Here is an 18,505-nt window from a genome sequence, read left to right as displayed (position 1 = left end):
GTTGGTTAGTAAACGCTCGACTTAGTTAAAGAGCAGCGTGATTTTTGGCGGCATCGTCCAGCACCAGTACCCAATCCTGTCCGTAACCCTGCGTGGGCGGCTTGAATTGAAATGGCTTCTGATTATCGAACGTACCTGCCGACTGCGTTTTCCCCGTTCGGGGATCAAACCAGGTGGCGGTAATGCTTTTGCCGGAAATCTTGGCGGGGTTCACCGTGAATGGCTTACCAACGGCTGTATACACAAAGGCGTAGTCGGCACCTCGAGTGGCCTGAATACGTTCTGCCGGACTCAGGTTGTTTTCGACAATGAGCGACTGGTCGGGCACACGGTCAAGAAGTGGCCGGGACGTCATCAATTTTCGAACATGTTTCATCTGATTGGCACCGGGCAGGTCCATAGCTTCCTGCCAGTAGATGTGTGGGCCATTGACCGCCGGTCGTTTGGCGCTATACATTTGCCAGATGTCGTGGCAGCCGTAGGTATGTCCATGTGCCCCTGCGAACAGATCCAGATAAGCGTACAAACGCACATCATAGGCATTGGACGTACCGAGGTCTTTAACATTAAAACAAACCGGATGATCTTCGTAGATCGGTTCGGCATCCATCGTTGGCTTGGTTGGCTGGAGGTTGTAGGATATGGTGATGTTATCGTACATAGCTGTATTGCGGCAGTGGCCGTTCTGGTGCATATTAAAACTGAACCAGTCATCTTTATGAAACCATTTCGATGCTCCTCCAGCCAGGCCGTTGGGCTGTGGATGATAGGTCATAAGCGGCTTTGCCGTACCGCCAACGCCCTGCTGAATCCCGGCGGCCATGGCCCGCCAGATTTCTACATCCGATGAACCATCGCGGGGTTGCCGGTCGCCACCCAGCACCCAGACGATATTTTCGCGGTTTTTGTAGCGATTTCCCAGGTATTGGCCATACGTTCTGGCATTCGTGGGGTTGAAAATCTCCGGTCCGTTGCCCCATTTGTCCTTGAAAACTTTATCGCCCCAAGTGGGTAGAAATGCGATCACCAGACCATACTCGGCCGCTTTGTCGATGATGTAATCGACGTGTTTGAAATAGGCTTCGTTGGGTTTGGTGGGGTCATTATCCTGAAGGGGTACTTCACCGTAGGGGTTTTGTTCTTTGAGCCCATCGAACTCGGCCAGCGCCACCGCCTGAATTACTGTAAATCCCTGTTCGGCGCGGTGCCTGAGATACTGATCCGCTTCTTCGCGGTTTAGTCGATGAAAGAGCTCCCAGGCCGTATCGCCCATCCAGAAAAAAGGAGTGCCGTTCTGGTGGACCAGATAACGTTTGTTGTCAGACACCTTCAGCCGCCCACCAGTGAAGGGCTTCTGGGCCATAACCAGACCCTGTATTACAACAAACAAGAGTAGAAAAATAGACTGTTTCATGGTTTAGTAACGAAAGAGAATAGGGTCGTTAAACGCCGATAAACCGACTTCATACTAGCGGGCTGTAATATCCTTGACCTGTTCGCGGATGTCGTTCATGTCAAAAATGCGTTCCCAGCCTTCACGAAACAGAATGGGTTTGGCACGTTTCGAGATCTTATACGCTGCATCGGAAAACGTCCCATTGACCTCCCTGAACAGCACCGCAATCTGAATGCGCAGATGACCCAGCACAAAGTCGCGGGCGGCAGCTTCAGGAACGCCGAGGGTTACAATTCGGTCGAAGCCTTCTTTCACGACTTCCATGCAGGTCTGGGCGAGCGTTTCCACCATAGCCGGTTCCAGAATGGCCATTTGTTCCAGCGTAATTCGATGGGTATCCTTAATCGGTCCATACATGTCCTGCGCCACCTGTTCGCCCAGCGTATAATGCGCTTCTGTGCCATGCATAAGTGCCACCACGATGGATTGCTTTGCGGAGATGCCGCCGTAAAAATCCCGGAAAGCTGCTTCGGTTGGCTCCCAGTTGAACACCGACGGGTGACAGGGATGCGCGATCACATAACCCAGATCGTCGCGGTGGGCAATTACCCCATCCAGCGGGGCTGCCGGGTCCAGTGTCAGCACGAGTGCGCCGGACTTCATTTGCGGAATAATCTGCTCTGAAAGCTTGCCAATGGCCACATCGGGCAAGGCCAGAATAACAACATCAGCATCGGCAATGGCGGCACTGTGTTCACTAACGGATACGCCCCGCTGCCGAAGGTTTTCAATACCCTGTGGTGCTATTTCCAGGTAGGAAACCGCATACGTAGCCAGTTTCAAAAAGTTGTCAGTTAGTCGGCAGCCCATCTTGCCGCCCGCGCCCACTAAAGCAATTTTGGTCATTTTATTTAGATACGTTGAAAAAATGAACGGGTACTTTATCTAGTAAATAAGTTGCTGTTTATGAGGTAATTTATGCTATCGGTTACCCAGTTTTCCTCTTTATCGATACTGGCTGGCAGCGTTGACTCAGGCACTACCCACTGCTCTAAAATGGCGGTCTGGCAGCGGCTGCGAGTGGCTACCTGCTCTACCAGCCATGGTATGTTCAATAGACCCTGCCCGGCGGGTCGTCCATCAATCTGAAAACCCATCAAATGGGATAATCGCCGGATACCAAAATCCTTCAGGTGCAGATTGACCGTGTACGGCGCTAATGTTTGTACGACCTCAGCCAGTCCTTCTCCCGCGCCCATTGAGTTGACAGAATCCAGACAGATACCGAGGTGTTCACTCCCAACCTGTTCAACAATATGAGCAAACTCGCGGGCCAATAATCGATCATGATTTTCCAGACCCAGTGTAATTTTTGCCTTCTTCAGGCTGGGCACCGCGTTTTTCAGAATGCCAATGACCGTATCGAGGGTTGGCTCGTAAGCAGATGAATCAATCACGAAGCGGAGCAACCGGCTTTTCAGGCCTGCAGCCAAGTTGATATACTGATCAAGATTGGTTTCTGTTAGCCCGCGTGCGCCAACTTCCAGCCGGATGCCCTGTTGTTGGGCTTGTTGCTCAAAGGCACATAATTGTTCAGTAGACAGCGTATGCAGGGGTAAATTGTCGCCAATTTGAACCAGGCTGAACCCCAACGCGGTTGCGCGGTTCAACAGGCCCAGTTCGTCGAGCGGGTGATCTGGGCGATTGCCGGGTGTTCCTACCGCCCAGCCAAACGTATATGTCCCGATTCCAAGTTGCATGACCTACAGGGAGTTTCGCCGGATTAATCCGCCGGGGTTGGCAATTTTCTCGCGCTGGCGGCTGGTCAGCAATCGACCCGCTGTTTGACCCATCTGGGCAAAATCGGTTGAGATAACGCTTATTCCTCCAGCCAGAATTTCTTTCATCGGCGTATCGTCGTACGATAATAGTCCCACTTCCTGACCCAGCCTGAGGCCCAGGCGGTCAACCTGTTTCAGGAAGGAAACCAGATCCCGGTCGGCAAAGAAGAGAAAAGCCTCTCCTGCCCGTACTAACGCATCCGAATAGGAGTCGACAATATGGCAGGGGAAGTTATGATCCTGACCAAATTGCTGGAAACCCGCCAGCGTAGCCGCCGGAATATATTGAAACCGGTCTTTCGACTGCACCAGGGTCAGGCTGCTGTATAGTTTCAGTTGTTCAAACGCAGCAGTCAGCGCCTGATAAATATCCTGTTCGAAATCCTGATAAACTGCGGAATAATCGCCTGGCAGATTGGGCAATAGCTGATCCAGCAGTAGCAGTTTATCGGCCGGAATCAGCGCTACAGTATCCGTTACATCGTTATCGAAATGGGGCATGACTACGTAGGCGTTGTATCGGCCGAGGTTGTTCCGGATCAGTGATTCAAACACGCTGGGGTTGTAGTGATGAAAGAATACACTCAGGCTGGCATCGGCTGGTAAAGCCGCCTTCAATTCATCGTACAGGGTTTCCTTATAGGCATTGAGTGTATCGAAAATCATCAGCACATTCAGCGATGTTCGTACGTTGGTGCTGGCTACGTAAAATCCTTTACCATGCTGCGACCGTACAACGCCCCGTTGCCGAAGGTCTTCATAAGCTTTCGCTACAGTCACTTTCGCTACCCCCTGATTACTGGCCCACTCATTGATGGAGGGTAGTTGCTGACCCAGTTCCAGTGTTCCCTGTTCAATACCCACCAGGATAGTTTCAATTAACTGCTGATATTTTGGTTGAGCCGCATCAGGCTGGGCCGCATTAGGCTGGGCTGTTGGCAGATCGACAAGGCTATCTGGCATATGATGTGCTACTTTTTTAGATTTTCTTGTGAATAAGGCAAAAGAAACTACATTTGCTCCACAGTTTAAGCAGTACAGTAGAGTAGAGTACAGTGAGACAAATGTACTGCCTTTTTGAAATAGTCAAACAAAATCGTTTAAAAAGTAAAAATAGTTGCCGTAGAGCAGTCCGCTATTAGCAGTTACTACGGCTCGCAGCTCTACAAATTATACGTCGTAGAAAAACGTTACACGGAATGAAGTCGTTAAAATTTGCTGTAATTGGAACAGGATTTTGGGCTAACTATCAGATTCCTGCCTGGTTTACCGTTGGCGGAGTTGAACTGATTGCACTCTATAACCGTACCAGAGCCAGAGCCGATGCGTTTGCCCGGCAGTTCAACGTCCCAAATGTGTACGATTCGATTGATGAACTGCTGGACCATCATGCACACGAACTCGACTTCGTAGATATCATCACGGATGTGGATACACATCTGCATTTCACCAGGAAAGCAGCCGAACGGGGACTGGATGTGATTTGTCAGAAACCCATGGGACCAAGCCTCCATGAGGCCAGACAGATGCTGGAAATCTGCCAAAAAGCGGGAACCCGACTATATATTCACGAAAATTTTCGCTGGCAAACGCCTATTCGAGCCGTTAAAACAGTACTGGAGTCAGGCGTGATTGGTAGGGCGTTTAAAGCAAGGGTCAGTTTCTGCTCGGCCTTCCCGGTTTTCGATAATCAACCTTTTCTGGCCGAGCTGGAGCAGTTTATTCTAACCGATATTGGGTCACACATTCTGGATATTACCCGATTTCTGTTCGGCGAAGCACAGTCGATTTATTGCCAGACGGCACGCATAAATCCCCACATTAAAGGAGAAGATGTAGCCAACGTGTTGCTCCGTATGAAGAGTGGCCTGAGCTGCTACGTGGAGATGTCATATGCTTCTATTCTGGAAAAAGAAGCCTTTCCGCAAACGCTCGTCAGCATTGAAGGATCAGCCGGTTCGCTGGTGCTGACCAACGACTATGTGCTCAAAACGACAACCGCTGCCGGAACGACAACCACCACGGTGCCACCCTCCAACTATGCGTGGGCCGATCCGGCGTATGCGCTCGTTCATTCATCTATCGTTGCCTGTAATCAAAACTTACTTGCTGATTTACAGCTGCAAAATCGGTCCCTTACTGGCCCTGCCGAAACCACAGGTTCCGATAATTTCGAGACGATCCGGCTGGTCTATGCCGCCTATGATTCGGCCCGGCGGAATGAAGTTGTTAACCTGACAAATTGATCCAACCGCGTATGCTTCAGCTACTCAACATAACCAAACAATTCCCCGGCGTAATGGCGCTTGATAACGTATCACTATCCGTTGATTCGGGCGAAATTCATGCCCTCTGTGGTGAAAATGGGGCTGGTAAAAGCACGTTAATGAATATACTGACAGGGAACCTGCATCCCGATTCAGGTCAGATTCTGCTGAACGGACAGGCGGTTGAGATCGAGAACCCGGCCCATGCAACTGCATTGGGCATTGCTATCGTTTACCAGCAACTGAGTCTGGTCGATAGTCTGACCGTCGCGGAAAATATATATGCAAATCGCCAGCCCAAAAACCGCTTTGGTTTAATCCAGTATAAAACCTTACACGCCCATACGCAGGCTTTACTGAATGAACTTGCCTTACCCGATATCCGGCCGCAGGAGTTGGTGAGTGAACTGTCGCCGGGGCAGAAGCAGATGGTTGAAATTGCCAAGGCCTTGTCGCAAAATCCGGCAATCTTACTACTGGATGAACCAACGGCCTCCCTTACACACCGAGAAACGGCCACCTTATTTGCGTTACTACGGCAGTTACGAACAGAGGGTAAAGCCATCGTCTATATCTCGCATCGACTCCCCGAACTATTCGAACTGGCCGACCGGGTTTCGGTGCTGAAAGATGGACGCTACCAGGGAACAGACCAAATGACCAGCACCACGCCCGATGCGCTTATTAGCCGAATGGTTGGTCGGCGTTTAATGGCGGAGAAAAGTTCGTCATCCGCCACGGATGAGGTGTTGCTTCAGATTCAAAACCTGTCGGGTGAGCGGTTTGAACAGATCAGTTTTCAGCTCCATAAGGGTGAAATTCTGGGTATGGCAGGCCTGGTAGGGGCCGGGCGAACGGAAATTGCGCGGGCTATTTTTGGGATCGACAAACACGATTCAGGTACCGTCCAGCTTCATGGGGAGGTAGTGACTATTGCGCACCCGGCTGATGCCGTCCGGTATGGGATTGGCTACCTGCCCGAAGAACGTAAACGACTGGGCTTATTCATAGAACAGTCTGTTGCTCAGAATATAGTTGCGGCCCAGTCGCCAGCATCAGGGCCCTGGTATAATCGGAATCGGGTAAGGTCTTTAGCCGAATCATTTCGTCAGCAACTAGGCATCCGAACGCCTTCTGTCCGGGAGATAGCGGGTAATCTGAGTGGCGGGAACCAACAAAAAACAATGCTGGCTCGCTGGTTGCTGGTCAACCCCGACGTACTGATTGTTGATGAACCAACGCATGGCATCGACGTAGGGGGCAAAGCAGAAATTTACGCTATTCTCCGGGGCCTGGCGGCTCAGGGCAAGGGCATGCTGCTTATTTCGAGTGAACTTCCTGAACTACTGGCCCTCGCCGACCGTATTCTGGTGATTCGTGACGGCCAGCTTACGGGCGAACTGAGCCGTGAAGAAGCGACTGAAGAACAAATCATGATGTTGGCCACACAATGACGATTGATGGCTTCTTAAATAAGGATAATCGTTATAAGCCGATAAACAAGCGTTTTGTACATTTCATGAAAATAGCTGTACAAGATAACCGATTCATCTGGCGTTAACGAATTCATCATTGAAAAGCGCTTTATTGAATAGTAAACGGTCTTAGCATAACATGTCCGATCCTGAAAATAAGTTGTCAGTTTTTGGGTCAAAAAATAGTGATTAATCTTAAGACCGCTCCATGGTCCATTGCATCTCGGTGGCGTCCGTATTCCCTATCGGATTTCCTTTGATGATCCAGCGAATTAGATTGTCGGTGGAAATGTCGAGGGATCCCTCCAGTTCTTTTCCGTAGACGGTCTGAGTATCTGGGTTGTCGACATAGACCGTGAGCGTGCCGGTACCCGCCCCCTGGCTTTGCAGCAAAAACGACCAGCGGCCCATGGTCTTACAGGTTCCAAACGAGCAGGTTTCCAACTTTCCGTCGGCGTAAAATTTCAGGCCCAGCGCGCCTTTTTTCATTTGCAGCGTAACCTTGTCGCTCGGAGTAACAGTGTAGGTTCTGGTGATTTCCCAGAGGCCACCCACCAGCAGTTTTACGTCCTGCGGCTGTGGATCGTCGCTTTTGGTACTGCTGCAACCCGCGCCCGAATTGCCCAGTAAGACGGCCAGTAAGAGGCTAAAAGTCAGTAGTTTTTTCATGGTTTGATGCGCGAAAAATGAATCGTTACTTTTTTGTCGTAGCGCGGGTCAGCGCTGCTCCAGTGGCTCGCCCCCGTTTGGGTGATGTAGGTAAATCCAATCGTGAGCGTTAACTCGTCACCCTGCCACGTTCCGCCGTCGCTGGCAGATTGCAGGTTGAAATTGCTGCGGATTGGGCCGATACCGTCTTCGGTTGAAAACCGAACCGATCCGAGCTGATGCCCGTCGTCGGTGCGTACGTGGCCGCTGAGGCTGTACTCCTCCTTACCCCGGACGCTGGTTATATTGGCTTCTCCGCCGAACCATTTCTTGTCGGTTCGGGAAAAACTACTCCGTTTGCGGGTTCGGCGGGCCGCTTTCCGGGACCGTTCCTCCTCCGAGACGGGCGGCTCAATCGTGAGCCGGATCGTTTTGGCTACGTTGTCGGGATCGCGAAATTCGCCCTGCCACGTCCCCACCAGCAAGGGGGCGTTTTCGTCGCGGTTGTAGGCCCACGGGCGGGCGGTCAGATCGGTGTAATAGCTGTAGTAATACTTGCATTCGTAAACCGCCCAGCTTAGGGCGATCAGGGCAATAACAACCAGTAGAAGACGGATCCCTCTTGACATGGCGAAAAAGTTTTTTACGCAATCAAGCCATATTTGTCGATAATCGGTTGGCGTTTTTCGGGAAATCCAACCATGCCGAACTGCTGGTGCAGGGCTTTGTATTTTGCCTGAATTTCGGGCGCGTCCATCGACAGGCCGTGGGTTCGGGCATACTCAGGAATCGTGTGGCTGGAAGCTTCCAGATACTCCTCGAAGGGTTGCTGAAAATAGCAGTCGATCCCAACGGCAGGCTTGTCGGTGGCGTTCCAGAACGTGTGGACAATGCCCCGTGGCCGCAGGTGCCAGCCACCCGCCTGTATATGGTATTCCGTTTCGCCGACCAGCACCGTGATAGTTCCGTCCACGACGTACATCAGTTCATCGAGCTCCTTGTGGAGGTGCGGAGCCGGTCCCATCTTTCTGGCGGCTATGGCAAATTCCACGCAGGAAAATTGCCCATTTGTCTGGTTCTGCCGAACGCGGGTTCGGATGTTTAGTCCACGCGGACCGGGTTCCAACTGCGGTAACGGCGGCAGGTAAAAGGGCTTCAACGGATCAGAGTTGGTGGCTTCGGCCTGGATTGGGTTCATAGTCGATAGTAAGCCCGTCAGGGCGGATGTTAGTAGAAAATCACGGCGTTCCATAGTTTCTGGTTGTTGTGTTTATACGTTATTTCCCCGCCTGATAAATGGCGTATAAAAAGGCTTTGCTAATACGCTGGCTGGCCTTTTTGCCCAGATGGCCCTGTCCGTCGCTGTCGACGCCGTTCACTTCCGATGGGTCGGTGATGCTGGCCCGGTTGTCGGGACAAATGCGCGGTACGTTGGCTTGCTGACAGGCTCCGTCGTTGGTTTCGATGGCTTGCAGATCGAAGATCACATCGGTGCTTTTGAACGTATCGCGCATCCACTGGCCCACGTTGGCTTTGGCTGCATTGCCTTCGTCGGCGGTGGTGGCGTAGACGAGTGGGGGCGTTACGTGGACAAACCGAAGGCCCGGAATCTGCTGGCGTAGCTCCTCCACGAACGTTTTGTAAGCCGTCTTGACCGATTCGCGGTTGGTATCCAGAATATCGGCGTAACCAAATTTGAAAATGGCGATTTTGAGGGTGGCTTTGCTCTGTAGCGCGGCCTCCTTGAAGACCCGCATTTTTTCGGAAGGATTGCCATTCGAAATTCTGCCCACATCGACAAAAATCCCACCCCGTAATCCTTTGCCCTCGGCGCCTTTATCCACTACGTCTTTCGGGCCAAAATACTCGAACAGCACGCCATTGGCTTTAGCGCCTTCCTCCAGATCCTGCCCGACCGACTGGTGCAGAAACAGCGTATTCCAGTTTTTAATCCGTGCCTTTTCGGTACCCGCCAGTTTGTCCCAGGCGTCAACACCCGCCAGCCCCACCACCCCCGGCTGACCGTTTCCGAGCGTAGATGTGGACGGATTAGTGAGTGTTGTCGGGTCGGGTTGTGGGCTACCGGGCGAATCCACGCCGGGCGAATCCACGCCGGGCGCACAACCCGCCAGCAGGAGCAAAAACAGAAGTTTTTTCATGATGCAGTGTCAGCGTTGATAAGTCAAAAGTGCGCGGGCGGATGGGCTTACACAATCCCAAATCGACTAACGACGGTTTGACTCGACCAACGACCCGTTGCTTTGAGCGAGTAGTTGACTTGTTGCTACAAAAGCTCCTACATTTGGGTCAACTGACCGTCTGGACATGCTGCAACCCCCGTTTCCCTGTATAATTGTCGATGACAACGAGATTGATCGGCTGACGGCGCTGGCCCATGCCCGGCAGTATCCGACCCTCGACGTCGTGGGGGTGTTCGAATCCGCCACCGACGCGTTGGTTTGTTTGCAGGATCGGCCCGTTGTTGTGTTGCTGCTCGACGTGGATATGCCGGGCCTGAGTGGGCTGGAACTGCGGGCGCAACTGATGCAGGTGCCGATCTGTGTCTTTATCACCGCCTATCCCGATTATGCCGCCGATAGTTTTGCGGTCGATGCGTTCGACTACCTGCTGAAACCCATCCGGGCCGACCGGTTCAGCCACACCATGAGCCGAATTGAGCAATTTTTCGAGCTGAAACGAAAGGCCCAGCTGTTTGACCTGAGTTTGGGAGCCGACACGATTTTTATCAAGGATGGGCATCGGCAGATCAAACTCAATCTGCACGAGGTAATTTATCTGGAAGGGTTGAAGGATTATACGCGGATTGTGACGACGACCCAGCCTTATACGGTGCTGTCGTCCATCGGAAATCTATTACAGAGCCAGCCGTTTCAATCGTTTCTGCGAATCCATCGCAGCTATGCCGTACAGCGGCACTACATCGACCGGATCGACGCCCAACAGGTTCACGTTCGCCAGTTTACGTTGCCGGTCGGCCGGAGTTACCGGACTGTATTTCGACAGGGTTTACATGATTAACAAGTTTTTTTTATCCGATTACATCCGCCCGGCGACTCGGCTGTTAATCCTGTAAATTCTGTCGAAAAAAAATGAACCGTGTTTTAGTCATTCTCCTCCTGTTTTCGCTACCGGCCCAGGCCCAGAAGCAAGGTCGCGCGCTCATCGATTCGCTGGTAGCCGAACTACCTAGAGCAGCTAACGACACGGTGAAAGGCCGGCTGTATCGGGTGATTGCCGATGAATCGTTTTTTATCAGCGTCGATCAGGCGTTGAAGTACAGCCGGTTGGGGTTGCAGCATACCACCAGCATGAACTGGCCCCGAGGGATCGGTGTGTTCAATACATACATAGGGCGGGCCTATAGCGAAAAAGGCAACTACGACTCCTGCCGGTATTACCTGCTGAAAGCCATCGCGATTTACAAACAACTAAACGACACTTGGAATCTGTCGGGCACGACCAACAACCTGGGAGTAGCCGAACAGAACATTCGGTCGAATTACCCGGCTGCTACGCGCTACTATTTCGAGGGACTGACTTACGCCGAAGCCACCGATGACCCTTATTTGATCAGCCTTTGTCTGGATAATATTTCGGAAATCTATCGTATTCAGAAAAATTTCCCCAAAGCGCTTCAGTTTGGGCAACGGGCGCTGGCCCTCCGGCAACGCCAGCGTAACCCCGACATCAACGCCCGGCGCGAACTGGCCGCTTCCCTGACCAGCATGGCCGCCCTCTACACCCAGATGAAAAATTGGCCCCAGGCTCGCCAATACGGGTTTCGGGCGCTGGCTATGCATCAACAGGTCGATAATACTGACGGATTGGCGAAAACCTACGGGAATCTCTCGGTAGCGATGGAGCAGGATTATCGCCAGAAAATTGCGTACGCACGCAAAGCCAAACAGTTGTGGGACGACATGAATCCGCATCATCTGGATGCCGTCCGCAATCTGGCCAACCTCGGGATCGCCTATCTGGATCTGGTCCGTAGTGATACGCTGCAAAAAAGCCCAGTCCAGCCGACCAGCCGGTCTGCCCGCCTGCGATTGGCCGAACAGTACCTGACCGAAGCCATCCGGCTCAGCGCCGACAAAGGCGAAGTTGGTGATCAAGCACATTTTCGGGGGAACCTGGCCGAATTGCAGGCGATGACGGGGAATTACGAAGGGGCTTACAAAAACTTCCGGGCGTATCAGGCGGTACAGGATTCGCTGTATTCGCAGGAGGCCAAAAACAAAATTGCCGGGCTGGAAGGGAAGCGGGAAGTTGAATTGCGGGACAAACAGCTTCAGATCAATCAGTTGACGATTGACGGGCAGAAACGGCAGCAACTGGCCCTACTGGCCTGCGTGGGCTTACTGCTGATCATCGGGGGGTTATTATATTGGCAGAGCCGGACCCGGAAACGGACCAACACCACCTTGCTGCATCTGAATCAGGAACTTGACGAAGCCAACCAGGTGAAGACCCGTTTTTTTGCGATCCTGAGCCACGATCTGCGGAGCCCCATTGCCAACCTGATTAACTTTCTGCACCTGCAACGCACCAGCCCCGACCTGCTCACCCCCGAGCTGGCCACCCGTCACGAGCAAAAAATTACCGAAGCCGCCGAGGGATTACTCGACACGATGGAGTCGATGTTATTGTGGAGCAAAAGCCAGATGCAGCAGTTCAAACCCACCGTCAGAATGGTGCCGGTCGAGACGCTGTTCGATTACCTGCAACGGTTCTTCGCGGGCGTAACGCAGGTGCCGCTCAGTTTCGAGACGTCTGACGGTTTGCAGGTAGCTACCGACGAAGATTACCTGCGTACCATCCTGCAAAATCTGACCAGCAACGCCATCAAGGCACTACAAAACCAGCCTGACGCCCGGATTCAGTGGCAGGCCCGGCGCGAGGAGGGACGGGTGGTACTGATTATCCGCGACAATGGTCCTGGTCTGTCGGAAACCGAGCTACAGGCGCTGTATAGCAGCGACGTGGCCATCAGCGGCAAAACCGGACTGGGCCTCCATCTCATCCGCGACCTGGCCCGGTCAATCAACTGTAAGATCAGTGTTGAGTCGGAACAGGGAGTCGGTAGCGGTACCGAATTTCGGCTGGTATTTGCGTAAAAAAGTGCTCGCTGCTCTAACGATGTCTTAGCCTGATATTTAAGGATGCCCCATAAATTCTCACCCCAAAACTGACAACTTATTTTCAGGATCAGACAAACGGTCAACACTTCCCAGGACGGGTTATTTAACTGGTCCAATCTGATGTTGACCGATACAGAAGCTCAGCGTAGTGCTGATGAACAAATGGCTTTTACTGTTGGGAGTCGTCATGGCAAGCCCATTATTCTCCCTGTAAAAGCGGGTGAAGCTGACAGATATTGTCCCCACGACCTACATTATTGTCGAAAATGGGTAGAACTCTTTAAGGCCTTGTCGGTAAATCGTATAGTCAAAAATGAAGCACTATCGTTATAACTAGCCGAATAGTCGCTTTTAGGTGCTACCGAGAGGTAGTAGTACCCAGTTTTTAATCATAGGTTAACGTAAGACTCCCTCTTGTCGGTTGGCAGGAGGGATGTTTTAGATCGGTTTCTTATGCGAATCCTTTACATCATCTTAATTGCCTGCCTGTCTCCTCTACTTACGCTGGCTATCGACACCAGGGTGTATGTGACTAATCAGAACGGAGTAGGCCATTTTACATTGGTGGCCAACGGAAAAGCAACGCCACTCATGACCAGTACGGGCGAGTATCCTGGTGTTGTGCGGGCGCTGAAAAACCTACAGGCCGATGTAAACCAGGTAACCCAAAGCCTGCCCGTTCTGAAGACGGATAAAGATCTGTATACTAAAGAAATTGTTCTGGTTGGCACAATAGGAAAAAGCACCCTGATTGACCGACTGGTTCAGGCAAAGAAACTGGATGTGACTGGTATCGTCGGCAAATGGGAGACGTTTCTGACGCAGATCGTAGAAAATCCCATACCGGGTGTCGATCGGGCACTGGTCATTGCCGGAAGCGATAAGCGCGGAACCATTTATGGTATTTACGACCTGTCGGCACAGATCGGCGTATCGCCCTGGAACTGGTGGGCCGATGTTCCGGTGAGTCCGCAGTCGTCACTGTATGTACTGCCGGGTCGTCATACCCAGGGAACCCCCGCCGTTAAGTACCGGGGTATCTTTATCAACGACGAAGCCCCTGCGCTATCGGGTTGGGCAAAGGAAAAATTTGGTGGCTTCAACCATCGGTTCTACGAGAAAGTGTTTGAACTGATTCTTCGCCTGAAAGGTAATTACCTCTGGCCTGCCATGTGGGGGAGTGCTTTTTACGACGATGATAACCTGAATCCATACCTGGCCAACGAATATGGGGTTGTGATTGGTACGACCCACCACGAACCCCTTATGCGTGCCCACGACGAATGGCGACGCTATGGTAAAGGCCCCTGGAACTACCAGAAAAACGAAGCAGCATTACGTGAATTCTGGAAAGAGGGTATCCGGCGGATGGGAACGAATGAAAGCATTGTCTCTGTCGGAATGCGGGGTGATGGGGATGAACCCATGAGTCGGGAAAGTAACATCGCGTTGCTGGAGCGAATCGTTTCCGATCAGCGTAAAATAATTGGCGATGTTACGCGTAAAGAGCCTTCTGAAACCCCACAGCTGTGGGCCCTGTACAAAGAAGTGCAGGAGTACTACGACAAAGGCATGCGGGTGCCCGACGATGTGACGCTGCTCCTTTGTGACGATAACTGGGGAAACATTCGCAAACTGCCCGCTGTCGGTTCGCCCAACCGGCAGGGCGGCTATGGCATCTATTATCACTTCGATTATGTGGGTGGTCCCCGGAACTATAAATGGCTCAATACCAGTCCTATTGCCCGTACCTGGGAACAGATGCATCTGGCGTATGAGCATGGAGTCGATCGTATCTGGATTGTAAACGTCGGCGATATCAAGCCAATGGAATTTCCAATTGAGTTTTTTCTGGACTACGCCTGGGCACCCGATCAATGGCCTGCCGAACGGCTGGATACGTATGCGTCGTTATGGGCTGAGTGTCAGTTCGGGCCGAAACACGCCCGGGCTATTGGGCGCATCCTTCAGAAATATACCAGCTATAATAGTCGCCGAAAGCCTGAATTACTCTCGCCCGATACGTATAGCCTCACCCATTACCGCGAAGCCGAAACCGTTGTGAATGAGTATAACGCGTTGCTTCGGGAAGCCGAGCAGATTTACAACGACTTGCCAGCGGCCTATCATGCTGCGTATTATCAGCTTGTGCTGCATCCGGTACGAGCCTGTGCCAATCTGAATGAGCTATATGTAACCGTCGCCAAAAATCGCCAGTATGCCACGCAGCGGAGAATACTAACGAACCAACTGGCATTACGCGCTAAAGAGTTATTTGAGCGCGACGCCCAAATTACGCGCTACTACAACGATACTTTGGCCAACGGCAAATGGCACCACCTGATGGATCAAACGCACATTGGTTATACCTACTGGCAGCAGCCCGATAAAAACACCATGCCCGCTGTAAAAACAATGGATGATCCAACGACAGACGAAATGGGCGTGGCTGTTGAAGGGTCGGACGAGTGGTGGCCTTCAGCAACGACAAAGCCGGTGTTGCCCGTTATCAATTCATTCCAGAATCAATCCGTTTATTTCGACGTGTTCAATCGGGGAAAAACACCGTTCACCTGTACCATTGAGACTCCCGTTTCCTGGTTGAAAGTTCTTTCAGGAAGTCGAATAACGGACCAGGAACGGATAGCCGTCAGTATTCTCGACTGGAAAAAAGTGCCCATTGGTACCCACCGGATTCCGATTACCGTTAGTGGGTTCAATGGTAGTCAGGTTATTGTAATCGAGGCTGTTGTAGAGAACCTTGTCTGGCCGAAGCGTACCGAAATGAATGGCTTCCTGGCGAGCGATGGGTACGTATCGATGGAAGCGGCTCATTATACGAAGGCGATTCATGCCGATTCGATTCATTGGGAGTCGGTGCCGGATATTGGTCGTACTGGGGCAGGCATGATGATTGAGCCAGTTACATCGCCCAGTCAGGAAGAACTTAGCGCTCAAACCCCTCATCTGGAATACCGTATCTATGCCGCCGATACAGGCCAGGTTCGCGTATATACCTACCTGTCGCCAACGCTTAATGTCAACGAGAACAAAGGATTACGGTTCGGTATCTCATTCGATGAGAAAAAACCACAGGTGATGGATATGCATGCGGGCGAAACGAATAAAGTTTGGGAGCAATCCGTCGCGAATAATATCCGTATCCTGATGTCGTCGCATACACTTGCCAAACGCGGTGAACACATTCTGAAATTCTGGATGGTAGACCCGGCCGTAGTGCTTCAAAAGGTAGTGGTAGATGTTGGTGGTTTAAAATCCACTTATCTCGGTCCCCCCGAAAGCTTTTATCGAACGCAGGAAACCTCTGTTGAGATCGGTAAAGAGTATAAACGTAAACGACAGGTAGATTAATCTGCATGCTATTTCTTTTAAAGAAAGCCGCCAAATTTCCGTAGTTTGCAGGTTTAAAACCTTCCGACCCGAATCGAACAACATTGTTGATGGTAGAGCAATACAAAGAGCAGCGCCCTTATTTACTGGCATTAGACTCTATTATTTTTGGCTTCGATGGGGAAGGTCTCCGGGTATTGCTGGTAAAGCGGGGCATCGAAGGGAGTACCTGGTCGCTGATGGGGGGCTGGCTTCAACCCGAAGAGAGCCTGGAACAGGCGGCTGCCCGTATTCTGTTCGAACTGACGGGCCTGACCAACGTGTATCTCGAACAGCTACATGCCTTTGGCGATCCGTACCGCGATCCCATCGTCCGTACCATTTCCGTTGCCTATTTCTCGTTGGTCAAAGTAGCCGACTACGAATCGAACCTGTCCGAAGCGTTTCAGGCACGCTGGTTTTCGATTTACGATCTGCCTACACTGCTGTTCGATCATGCTGATATGGTCGACCTGGCTCTCAAGCGGCTACGCTATAAAGCAGCCCAGCATCCAATCGGGTTTGAACTCCTGCCCGAAAAATTTACCATCCCTCAGCTTAAGAAACTCTACGACGCTATTTACAATACGGACTTCGATAAACGGAACTTCAGCCGGAAAATCCTCTCAACGGGACTGCTCATTAAATTGGATGAGAAGCAGAAGGGCTTTTCCAAAAAGGGAGCGTATTATTATCAGGTCGATGCGGTTAAATACGGTCAATTGACCAATTCGTTCCTGAATTTCATTCCGAATACGGATACCATTTTGTAATGGTCAGCATTTTTCATTCGGGCGTATAGAGTAAAATCAACGGGTCTTCTGCCTCTTTCTAGCGAGCTTGTATGTTTCAACCATATACAGGATAAGTCAGAAACACTTATTTTTTAATTGTCATTTTGACAATTAAAAAATAAGTGTCAATTTTACACTATAGAAATTGCTGGAAAATTAACGCTTAACCAATTTCCAAATCATGTCGAACATCACGCTTGGCGACCAGGAGTTTTTCAAAGGTATTGGCGCTATTGCCTACGAAGGCCCCAAATCCAAAAATCCCTTAGCTTTTAAATGGTATAATCCCGAACTGATCATAAACGGCAAATCATTACGGGAGCAATTGCGCTTTGCAATCAGCTACTGGCATACCTTCTGCGGAACGGGTGGCGATCCCTTTGGCCCCGGTACGCGCGTATTTCCCTGGGATCAGGATAGCGACGCCAATGTACGGGCCAAGCTCAAAATGGACGCGGCTTTTGAATTCTTTACCAAAATCGACGCTCCTTACTATTGCTTCCACGACATTGATCTGGTTGATGAAGGTTCGTCGGCGGCAGAATACGAAAAACGCCTGCAAACTATTGTTGACTATGGCAAGCAGAAACAGGCCGCCAGTGGGGTGAAATTGCTTTGGGGAACAGCCAACGTATTCTCGAATCCCCGTTATATGAACGGTGCATCAACGAATCCTGATTTTTCCGTATTGGCCTATGCAGGTACACAAGTGAAGAATGCCATTGATGCAACTATTGCGCTGGGTGGTGAGAACTACGTATTCTGGGGTGGTCGCGAAGGCTATATGTCGTTGTTGAACACCAACATGAAACGGGAAGTAGAGCACCTGGCTCGCTTTCTGACCATTGCCCGGGACTATGCCCGTAAGCAAGGCTTTACAGGTACCTTCTTCATCGAGCCAAAGCCAATGGAGCCCACCAAGCATCAGTACGATTACGATGCTGCTACGGTTATTGGTTTCCTGCGCCAATACGGACTTGATAAAGACTTCCAACTGAATATTGAAGTGAACCACGCAACCCTGGCGGGCCATACCTTCGACCACGAGTTGCAGGTAGCTGCCGATGCGGGTATGCTGGGAAGCATCGACGCCAACCGGGGTGACTACCAGAATGGCTGGGATACCGACCAGTTCCCAATCAACATTTACGAACTCGTTGAAGCCGCTTTGGTGATTCAGCAGGCCGGTGGGATCAAGCCCGGTGGTATCAACTTCGATGCGAAAGTACGCCGGAATTCAACCGATGTAGAGGATCTGTTCATTGCGCACATTAGCGGTATGGATGCCTTTGCCCGTGCGTTTATCGCTGCCGATGCCATTCTGAAAGAGTCTGATTACCTCAAATTCCGGGCAGAACGGTATGCATCATTCGATAGTGGTCAGGGTAAAGCCTTTGAAGAAGGAACGCTGACACTGGAAGACTTACGCGCTTATACGCTGGAAAATGGCGAACCACAGATGCGTAGCGGCAAGCAGGAGTGGCTCGAAAGCATTATCAATCAGTATATCTAATTTTTCTCTAAGATAGGGT

Annotated in this window: 15 protein-coding genes; 7 read left to right on the top strand and 8 right to left on the bottom strand. The window is 51.3% G+C overall.

Going from position 1 to position 18,505, the window contains the following annotated elements; translation table 11 throughout:
• Positions 1 to 25: 25 nt before the first annotated feature.
• Genes B5M13_RS25525 through B5M13_RS25510 form a run of 4 tightly spaced genes read right to left on the bottom strand, consistent with a single transcriptional unit; the run spans position 26 to position 4,200 of the window.
• Positions 26 to 1,414: a glycoside hydrolase family 140 protein gene (locus tag B5M13_RS25525; protein ID WP_080058364.1), complete on the bottom strand. Its 1,389-nt coding sequence runs from the start codon at positions 1,412 to 1,414 to the stop codon at positions 26 to 28.
• A 54-nt stretch (positions 1,415 to 1,468) separates the two neighbouring features.
• Complete coding sequence (locus tag B5M13_RS25520; RefSeq protein ID WP_080058363.1) at positions 1,469 to 2,302, bottom strand: phosphogluconate dehydrogenase C-terminal domain-containing protein; 834 nt, start codon at positions 2,300 to 2,302, stop codon at positions 1,469 to 1,471.
• 35 nt (positions 2,303 to 2,337) lie between these two features.
• The gene (locus B5M13_RS25515; protein ID WP_080058362.1) at positions 2,338 to 3,156 is read right to left on the bottom strand and encodes a sugar phosphate isomerase/epimerase family protein; all 819 of its coding nucleotides are present in this window, start codon (positions 3,154 to 3,156) and stop codon (positions 2,338 to 2,340) included.
• Between the two features lie 3 nt (positions 3,157 to 3,159).
• The gene (locus B5M13_RS25510; RefSeq protein WP_080058361.1) at positions 3,160 to 4,200 is read right to left on the bottom strand and encodes a GntR family transcriptional regulator; all 1,041 of its coding nucleotides are present in this window, start codon (positions 4,198 to 4,200) and stop codon (positions 3,160 to 3,162) included.
• A gap of 236 nt (positions 4,201 to 4,436) precedes the next feature.
• Here B5M13_RS25510 and B5M13_RS25505 point away from each other — a divergent pair, with 236 nt between their 5' ends.
• Both B5M13_RS25505 and B5M13_RS25500 read left to right on the top strand, forming a co-directional pair.
• Positions 4,437 to 5,483 (top strand): Gfo/Idh/MocA family protein, encoded by a 1,047-nt coding sequence (locus B5M13_RS25505; protein WP_080058360.1) that lies wholly within the window; start codon positions 4,437 to 4,439, stop codon positions 5,481 to 5,483.
• Positions 5,484 to 5,494: 11 nt separating this feature from the next.
• Positions 5,495 to 6,958 carry a sugar ABC transporter ATP-binding protein gene (locus B5M13_RS25500; RefSeq protein WP_080058359.1) on the top strand — a complete coding sequence of 488 codons (1,464 nt, stop codon included), beginning with the start codon at positions 5,495 to 5,497 and terminating at the stop codon, positions 6,956 to 6,958.
• A gap of 216 nt (positions 6,959 to 7,174) precedes the next feature.
• Here B5M13_RS25500 and B5M13_RS25495 read toward each other — a convergent pair whose 3' ends face one another.
• From B5M13_RS25495 to B5M13_RS25480, 4 genes are read right to left on the bottom strand one after another with little or no spacing between them, the layout of a single operon-like run.
• Positions 7,175 to 7,648 carry a hypothetical protein gene (locus B5M13_RS25495; protein ID WP_080058358.1) on the bottom strand — a complete coding sequence of 158 codons (474 nt, stop codon included), beginning with the start codon at positions 7,646 to 7,648 and terminating at the stop codon, positions 7,175 to 7,177.
• Positions 7,645 to 8,256 (bottom strand): hypothetical protein, encoded by a 612-nt coding sequence (locus tag B5M13_RS25490; protein ID WP_080058357.1) that lies wholly within the window; start codon positions 8,254 to 8,256, stop codon positions 7,645 to 7,647. Before B5M13_RS25490 ends, B5M13_RS25495 begins: the two co-directional genes overlap by 4 nt.
• A gap of 14 nt (positions 8,257 to 8,270) precedes the next feature.
• Positions 8,271 to 8,879, bottom strand: a complete 609-nt coding sequence (locus B5M13_RS25485) for a cupin domain-containing protein (RefSeq protein WP_080058356.1) — start codon at positions 8,877 to 8,879, stop codon at positions 8,271 to 8,273.
• A 25-nt stretch (positions 8,880 to 8,904) separates the two neighbouring features.
• The gene (locus B5M13_RS25480; protein ID WP_080058355.1) at positions 8,905 to 9,786 is read right to left on the bottom strand and encodes a hypothetical protein; all 882 of its coding nucleotides are present in this window, start codon (positions 9,784 to 9,786) and stop codon (positions 8,905 to 8,907) included.
• 166 nt (positions 9,787 to 9,952) lie between these two features.
• Between B5M13_RS25480 and B5M13_RS25475 the strand changes: the two genes are divergently transcribed.
• From B5M13_RS25475 to xylA, 5 genes are all read left to right on the top strand, one after another.
• Entirely contained in the window at positions 9,953 to 10,666 is a 714-nt protein-coding gene (locus tag B5M13_RS25475) for a LytR/AlgR family response regulator transcription factor (RefSeq protein WP_080058354.1), read from the top strand.
• A gap of 71 nt (positions 10,667 to 10,737) precedes the next feature.
• Positions 10,738 to 12,765 (top strand): sensor histidine kinase, encoded by a 2,028-nt coding sequence (locus tag B5M13_RS25470; protein WP_080058353.1) that lies wholly within the window; start codon positions 10,738 to 10,740, stop codon positions 12,763 to 12,765.
• A gap of 477 nt (positions 12,766 to 13,242) precedes the next feature.
• Positions 13,243 to 16,161, top strand: coding sequence for a glycosyl hydrolase 115 family protein (locus tag B5M13_RS25465; protein WP_080058352.1), 2,919 nt, complete (start codon positions 13,243 to 13,245; stop codon positions 16,159 to 16,161).
• 89 nt (positions 16,162 to 16,250) lie between these two features.
• On the top strand, positions 16,251 to 16,952 hold the full coding sequence (locus B5M13_RS25460; RefSeq protein WP_080058351.1) for an NUDIX hydrolase: 702 nt from the start codon (positions 16,251 to 16,253) through the stop codon (positions 16,950 to 16,952).
• A 202-nt stretch (positions 16,953 to 17,154) separates the two neighbouring features.
• The gene (gene xylA, locus B5M13_RS25455) at positions 17,155 to 18,486 is read left to right on the top strand and encodes a xylose isomerase (RefSeq protein ID WP_080058350.1); all 1,332 of its coding nucleotides are present in this window, start codon (positions 17,155 to 17,157) and stop codon (positions 18,484 to 18,486) included.
• The last annotated feature ends 19 nt before the right edge of the window (positions 18,487 to 18,505 follow it).

Source organism: Spirosoma aerolatum, assembly GCF_002056795.1.
GTDB lineage: Bacteria > Bacteroidota > Bacteroidia > Cytophagales > Spirosomataceae > Spirosoma > Spirosoma aerolatum.
Note: the sequence above shows the minus strand (reverse complement) of the source record. Positions and strands in the feature narration are given on the sequence as shown.

Coding starts and splice junctions, on each gene's coding strand:
- B5M13_RS25470 (WP_080058353.1), top strand. CDS start 10,738: ATGAACCGTGTTTTAGTCATTCTCCTCCTGTTTTCGCTACCGGCCCAG.
- xylA (WP_080058350.1), top strand. CDS start 17,155: ATGTCGAACATCACGCTTGGCGACCAGGAGTTTTTCAAAGGTATTGGC.
- B5M13_RS25525 (WP_080058364.1), bottom strand. CDS start 1,414: ATGAAACAGTCTATTTTTCTACTCTTGTTTGTTGTAATACAGGGTCTG.
- B5M13_RS25475 (WP_080058354.1), top strand. CDS start 9,953: ATGCTGCAACCCCCGTTTCCCTGTATAATTGTCGATGACAACGAGATT.
- B5M13_RS25460 (WP_080058351.1), top strand. CDS start 16,251: ATGGTAGAGCAATACAAAGAGCAGCGCCCTTATTTACTGGCATTAGAC.
- B5M13_RS25480 (WP_080058355.1), bottom strand. CDS start 9,786: ATGAAAAAACTTCTGTTTTTGCTCCTGCTGGCGGGTTGTGCGCCCGGC.
- B5M13_RS25490 (WP_080058357.1), bottom strand. CDS start 8,256: ATGTCAAGAGGGATCCGTCTTCTACTGGTTGTTATTGCCCTGATCGCC.
- B5M13_RS25510 (WP_080058361.1), bottom strand. CDS start 4,200: ATGCCAGATAGCCTTGTCGATCTGCCAACAGCCCAGCCTAATGCGGCC.
- B5M13_RS25485 (WP_080058356.1), bottom strand. CDS start 8,879: ATGGAACGCCGTGATTTTCTACTAACATCCGCCCTGACGGGCTTACTA.
- B5M13_RS25520 (WP_080058363.1), bottom strand. CDS start 2,302: ATGACCAAAATTGCTTTAGTGGGCGCGGGCGGCAAGATGGGCTGCCGA.
- B5M13_RS25515 (WP_080058362.1), bottom strand. CDS start 3,156: ATGCAACTTGGAATCGGGACATATACGTTTGGCTGGGCGGTAGGAACA.
- B5M13_RS25505 (WP_080058360.1), top strand. CDS start 4,437: ATGAAGTCGTTAAAATTTGCTGTAATTGGAACAGGATTTTGGGCTAAC.
- B5M13_RS25495 (WP_080058358.1), bottom strand. CDS start 7,648: ATGAAAAAACTACTGACTTTTAGCCTCTTACTGGCCGTCTTACTGGGC.
- B5M13_RS25500 (WP_080058359.1), top strand. CDS start 5,495: ATGCTTCAGCTACTCAACATAACCAAACAATTCCCCGGCGTAATGGCG.
- B5M13_RS25465 (WP_080058352.1), top strand. CDS start 13,243: ATGCGAATCCTTTACATCATCTTAATTGCCTGCCTGTCTCCTCTACTT.